At 44.3% G+C, this 6,012-nt stretch carries 4 protein-coding genes; all 4 read left to right on the top strand.

Features of this window, described 5'->3' with window-relative positions:
• The first annotated feature begins 313 nt into the window (after window positions 1-313).
• The 4 genes from glmM to hpsO all read left to right on the top strand — a co-directional run bounded on the left by glmM (window position 314) and on the right by hpsO (window position 5,825).
• Complete coding sequence (gene glmM, locus EWV84_RS17725; protein WP_287079078.1) at window positions 314-1,753, top strand: phosphoglucosamine mutase; 1,440 nt, start codon at window positions 314-316, stop codon at window positions 1,751-1,753.
• Between the two features lie 57 nt (window positions 1,754-1,810).
• Window positions 1,811-3,538 (top strand): hormogonium polysaccharide biosynthesis protein HpsL, encoded by a 1,728-nt coding sequence (gene hpsL, locus EWV84_RS17720; RefSeq protein WP_287079077.1) that lies wholly within the window; start codon window positions 1,811-1,813, stop codon window positions 3,536-3,538.
• A 125-nt stretch (window positions 3,539-3,663) separates the two neighbouring features.
• Complete coding sequence (gene hpsN, locus EWV84_RS17715) at window positions 3,664-4,659, top strand: hormogonium polysaccharide biosynthesis glycosyltransferase HpsN (RefSeq protein WP_287079076.1); 996 nt, start codon at window positions 3,664-3,666, stop codon at window positions 4,657-4,659.
• Window positions 4,656-5,825: a hormogonium polysaccharide biosynthesis glycosyltransferase HpsO gene (gene hpsO, locus EWV84_RS17710; RefSeq protein WP_287079075.1), complete on the top strand. Its 1,170-nt coding sequence runs from the start codon at window positions 4,656-4,658 to the stop codon at window positions 5,823-5,825. The genes hpsN and hpsO overlap by 4 nt, the downstream gene beginning before the upstream one ends.
• The last annotated feature ends 187 nt before the right edge of the window (window positions 5,826-6,012 follow it).

Raw genomic sequence — 6,012 nt, 5'->3', positions numbered from 1 at the left:
TCAGACTTAAGCAATTAAGCGTTTTTCGCTATCTGCGTCAACCCCATTGACGCGACCACCCTAAAAAAGTGGCGTGGTGAGGAATCGCCGTCCGTTTTACGGCGGCGAGGATGTCAATCAGGAGGCACTCATGCAAAAGGCAGCTTTGTTCTCCCCACACCCCAGACCCCAGACCCCACACCCCACACACCCTACACTACACCCCGCCTAAGGAACCCTGGGAGGAGGATTAAGGTCAACTGGGAACATTGATTTGAAAAAATCGGTGATCATGTTATTCTCTGAGTGTGTTGTGTGAGGAAAGGAATCGGCCATGGTAGCTTCTCTATCGTATCAAAATGGACAAAAAGCTCGATCGCATCCCCTGTTATCCTTAACGGGTTTAATCGAATTACCGCCATCCCCCCTGTTTGGCACGGACGGAATTCGCGGCCAAGTGGGAGAATTATTAACTGCCCCCCTAGCGCTACAAATCGGATTTTGGGCAGGACAGGTATTAAAAAATCAAGCTGGTGTCACCAAACCGGTGATTATCGGTCAAGATTCGCGTAATTCCAGTGATATGTTAGCCAATGCTATCACTGCGGGTTTAACTTGGGCGGGAATAGAAGTCTGGCAACTGGGATTATGTCCCACTCCCTGCGTCGCCTACTTAACCAGAGAAAGCGAAGCGATGGGGGGGATCATGATTTCTGCCAGTCATAATCCCCCCGAAGACAACGGCATTAAATTTTTTGACAGCAGCGGTTTAAAATTATCCGGCACTTTAGCCGGACAGATAGAAGCGGGTTTAAGAGGCAATTTAGAATTAGCGGATAACTCAGTAAATTGGGGAAAAGCGACTTTTTGTCCCGAATTAATCCAAAAATACTATCAAGCTGTGATTGCTTCCGTCGGGAAGGATATTAACCTATCGGGATTAAAAATAGTTTTAGATCTAGCTTGGGGGGCAGCCGTTAACCTAGCACCTTTAGTATTCCAAACCTTGGGGGCGGAAGTTATCTGCCTACACGATCGAGCCGATGGCGATCGCATTAACGTTAATTGTGGTTCTACCCATTTAGAAAGCTTACAGGCGGCGGTGATTAATCAGCAAGCGGATTTAGGGTTTGCCTTCGATGGCGATGCCGATCGGGTCCTAGCCGTGGATAGTCAAGGTAGAGTAGTAGATGGCGATTATATCCTCTATTTTTGGGGTCGTTCCCTCTTAGAAGCCGGACAGCTACCGGATGGGTTATTAGTAGCAACGGTGATGGCTAATTTAGGTTTTGAACGCGCTTGGCAAAAACTGGGGGGTCAATTATTGCGGACTGCCGTGGGCGATCAGCACGTTCAGGCGCAAATGTGGGAAACTGGAGCCATGCTAGGGGGTGAACAATCCGGTCATATACTCTGCCATCATTACGGGGTTTCCGGGGATGGAATGCAAACCGCTCTACATTTAGCGGCTTTAGTGCAGAAATCGGCGGTTTCCTTGGCTAACTTAGTCGATCATAGCTTTGTCACCTATCCGCAGATTTTACGCAATGTGCGGGTGGAAGATAGAGAAGTGCGACGTAATTGGCAGCAATGTGAACCTTTGCGGCGAGAAATCCTCAAAGCTGAGACAGCTATGGCAGAAAAAGGCAGAATTTTGGTGCGCGCTTCCGGGACAGAACCCTTAATTCGGGTGATGGTGGAAGCAGAAACCCTAGAATTAGCCAATTTTTGGACAGAAAGGCTAGTGGAAGCGGTGCGAAACTATCTTTTGTAGTCGATCGAGGGGGACAGGGATTATAATGCCCTTAGCCTAGCCTAGCAAGGGATAATTATGACCGGACTAAGTATCGATCGCCAGAAAAAAAAGCATAAACAGGGCCAAACAAAAGCTGATAGTCCCCCGCTTAACATCAAAGAGAAACTTGCCCTCAAAAAAGAAGAAAGGCAAAAGAAACAAAAGTTAACGGGGTTGATTATTTTTGCCATTTGTGTGGGAATTTTGCTCGGATTACCCCTCAGCTTATTATTTGATGCCAAGATAGGAGCTGCAGTAAGTTTAGTCTTGATTTTAGGAGTTTTCTCCTTTAGCTATCCTCGCATGGCTCTTTGGGCATTTATTATCTATGTCCCCTTCACTGGCACTATTATCTATTGGTTGGGAGGTAGTCCCATCCTGCAGATCAGTAAAGATATCTTTTATCTACCCGCTTTAATCGCCTTAGTTTTAGAATGTCGAAAAAAGCAATTACCAATTATTGTCCCCAAACAATTAGGTACAACCCTATTATTAATCTTTGTTTTCTGTGTAGTCTGTCTATTAGCCGTCAATTTGCAGAGACAATTTCTGCCTACTTGCGATTCCGTGGCTGGGATGAGTATCTTTAGGGATGGTCGTTTGCGCGAGATTCCCTGTCGGACAGGTGAGACTTTTCTGCAAGGAATATTAGGATTTAAAGTTTTGCTGGGTTATGTCCCCTTGATCTTCTGCACTTATTACTTAATCAAAGACAAACCGACCCTATTATTTTTTAGTCGTCTCTTAGTGACTTTAGTAATTATTTGTTGTGTTCTAGGACTAATGCAATACTGGATGCTGAAAACCGGTCGTTGTGTAGGAACTAGAGGCTACGTGGCTGATACACTATTCAAAGCCACCTTAGAGGCGAGGTGTTTGGTCGGTGGGGCATTAGTGTATAGTCCGGAAGTGAATATGATCCGCCTACCAGGTACGTTTGTTTCCCCCTGGCACTGGGCTTGGTTTTTGGTCTCTAGTGCGGTAATTTGTTATGCCAGTGCCTTTAGTGAAATTTCCCAAAAATGGCGACTAGCAGCTCTGGTGGGTTTAACCCTAGTTTTTATTAATGCAGTGATCTCTGGGCAAAGATTAGCTTTCTTTGCTGTACCGACGATTATTGGTCTGATGACGATTCTTACAGGACAAATCGCTAACTTAAAAAGATTTTTGCCGATCATTTTTGCCGCCACTTTACTTCTAGCTATCGGTTTTTCTTTTCTTAACCCGGATTTTGTCCAACAACGCTACGATAGTGCTGTCAGCCGTTGGCAACAGAGTCCCCCCACCGCTTTTATTCAAGAACAGTTGGATTTTGCTATCCGTAATCAGGGCGGTATTTTAGGTCGTGGACTCGGTGTGGCCACAGCTTCTGCTAGGGTTTTCGGTGATATTTCCTTTGTGGAAACCTATCATAGTAAAGTTTTATTCGAGTTGGGATACATTGGTTTTGCCTTGTACATGATATTCATGACCCACCTAGTTTATCTGGCCTTCCGCACCTATCGTTCCCTCAAAGATCCGACTCTGCGAGGTTTTGCCGGTAGTTATTGGGTTTTGCTGCTCTTTGTTGCCTATCTTCCCTATTGGTATGCCCTCGATACGGATCCTGTGGGCGTTTATTACTGGATATTTGCGGGCGTAATTTTTAGATTACCCGTGATCGAAAAACAGGAAAAAGAAGCCAAAATTCTGGCGGGAGAAACCGCCACAAAATCCTCCAAAAAGAGCTTAAATTTTAAACGCAAAGGTGTTTCTTTGGCTTGAAATATGGGTTTTGGGTTTTAGGGGGGTCACTGCGTGCGCGTTGCGGGGGGTTTTAGTTGAAATTCCCCCATCCCCCATCCCCTATCCCCTATCCCCTATCCCCTAATCCCTACCTATCCCCTGCTATGAATTTTCCTTCGATTTCTGTCATCATACCCACCTATCGACGCGAAGAGCCTCTTAAAGATACCCTCGATGACCTACTCAAACAAGATTACCCCGATTTTGAGGTATTAGTTATCGACCAGACCGCTACCCACAGCCCCGCCATACAATCCTATCTGGAAAATCTGGCTAATCAGCACAAAATTAGCTGGTATCGTCTGGATTGGGCGAGTTTACCCGGTGCGAGAAATTATGGAGTCCGTCGCGCCCAAGGCGATATCGTTCTTTTTATCGATGATGATGTGCGGCTACCGGATAATTATCTCAAAGCACATAGTGAGAATTTTGTCAAGAACCCTGAGATAGGTGTAGTGGCAGGTCGGGTATTCGATCGCATGAAATTGGGTGACTCCCAAAAAATGGCGACAGATACCGGCAAACCCTACGAAATCGACTTTTTACCCCCCCAAGCCATGGATCCGGGCATTGCTTGGTATTACATCGATCTTGTCCACACCACTAAACCCCAGCAGGTAATCTCGGCCCGGGGCTGTAATATGTCTTTCCGGAAGGATATATTTACGAAATACGGCATTTGGTTCGATGAACGCTTTCGTGGCAGTGCCGTGCGCGAGGAATCGGATTTTTGCTTAAGGTTACGCCGGACTCCCTATCATGTATGGTACGATCCCACCGCTTATCTGGTTCATTTAGGCGAAGAAACCGGCGGCTGTCATGATATTAGCACTCGTTCTTTGAGTTATCAGACGACTTTTTATCATAATCACTTTCTGATGGCCCTGAAAAATCTCACTCCCGCTCAACAATTGCGACTCTATGCTAAATTATTTGATTGTCACGTTCTTGGCAATCCTCCCTGTAATAAGGGTGGTTCCCCGATGAAAATCCTTTCTAGAGGAATTTTTTATAGTTTAGGTTTTCTTGATGCTCTGAAAACTCAAGTAAAGTCCCTCTGGAATGATGGCCAAATTTATACAAAACTAGATAATCTATGAAAATTTTAGTCGCTAGTCATACCTATGTCGTTGATCTCAACTGTGAGAAACTGCGCGCCCTGACAAGATTAAATCCCAATATTGAAGTTACTATTGTTGTTCCCCAACGTTGGCAACCAGGAGGAGTCCAAAATAAAATCATTGAAAGTCAACCGAAAATAGCCGACAATTTCCGAGTCATTCCTATCTCTAATTTTAGCCAGAATAACCAAGCTTTATTAACTTTTGGTACTGATATAATTCCTTTATTGCAAAAATTTAGACCCGATATTATTCAAGTGGAACAGGGTTCTAAATCTCTCGCTTATGCTCAATTTATTACTCTGAATCGTCTCTTAAATCTCCGGGCTAAAAATGTATTTTTTACTTGGTGGAATCTTCCCTATACTCCTAAATTTCCCATCTCTTGGTTAGAAGCTTATAACCTGAAAAATACCGATGGTTTAATCGCTGGTAATCAGGACGGGGTAGATGTTTTAAAAGAACGGGGTTACAGGGGTAAATACACCGTTTTACCACAATTAGGAGTGGATGAAGTTCTTTTTTCCCCCAGCAAGCAACCCGATTTAGCCCGATCTTTAGGCATTGAAAACGATGAATTCGTGATTGGTTTTATCGGTCGTTTTGTGGAAGAGAAAGGCATTCTAACGCTGATTAAAGCTGTAGCTAAATTAACAGGTAAGTGGAAATTATTACTGTTAGGTCGGGGAATCCTGAAAGATAAAATAGTCAGCGAAGCTACAGCCGCAGGAATAAGCGATCGCTTGATGATAGTGGAAAGTGTTCCCCACGATCAAGTAGTTAATTATATTAACCTGATGAACACTTTAGTTTTGCCTTCAGAAATCACCTATCAGGTCAAAACCTTAACGGCCGTCGGTTGGAAAGAACAATTCGGTCATGTCTTAATTGAAGCTATGGCCTGTCAGGTTCCTGTTATTGGTTCTGATTCGGGAGAAATTCCCTTTGTTATTGCTGATACGGGTTTAATGTTTCCCGAAAAAGATGGGGAGGCACTGGCTAAATCTATACAAACTCTCTTAGATAATCCCAGCTTCGCTCAAGAATTAGGCCAGAGGGGTTATCAGAGAGTAATGACCAATTATACTAATAAAGCCCTCGCTCAAAAACAATTGGATTTCTATCAACAATTACTCCCTCGGTGATGGGAAGTGGGGTGTAGGGAGAAGGGTGTGGGGAGAGGGAAGTGGGGAGACCACTTCGTGCGCGTTGCGGGGTAGGGCTGTTTCATTCTCCCATCAGAATATCAAAAGTAAAAGCGATCACTGTCTTTGTAAAATGAAAAGTGACCGCCAACTTTTAAAATATATGTTGAGCTTAATAGAAAAACTG

Origin of the sequence: Microcystis sp. M_QC_C_20170808_M3Col (genome assembly GCF_007095505.1) — a bacterium.
Taxonomy (GTDB): Bacteria; Cyanobacteriota; Cyanobacteriia; order Cyanobacteriales; family Microcystaceae; genus Microcystis.
Note: the sequence above shows the minus strand (reverse complement) of the source record. Positions and strands in the feature narration are given on the sequence as shown.

Coding starts and splice junctions, on each gene's coding strand:
- glmM (WP_287079078.1), top strand. CDS start 314: ATGGTAGCTTCTCTATCGTATCAAAATGGACAAAAAGCTCGATCGCAT.
- hpsL (WP_287079077.1), top strand. CDS start 1,811: ATGACCGGACTAAGTATCGATCGCCAGAAAAAAAAGCATAAACAGGGC.
- hpsN (WP_287079076.1), top strand. CDS start 3,664: ATGAATTTTCCTTCGATTTCTGTCATCATACCCACCTATCGACGCGAA.
- hpsO (WP_287079075.1), top strand. CDS start 4,656: ATGAAAATTTTAGTCGCTAGTCATACCTATGTCGTTGATCTCAACTGT.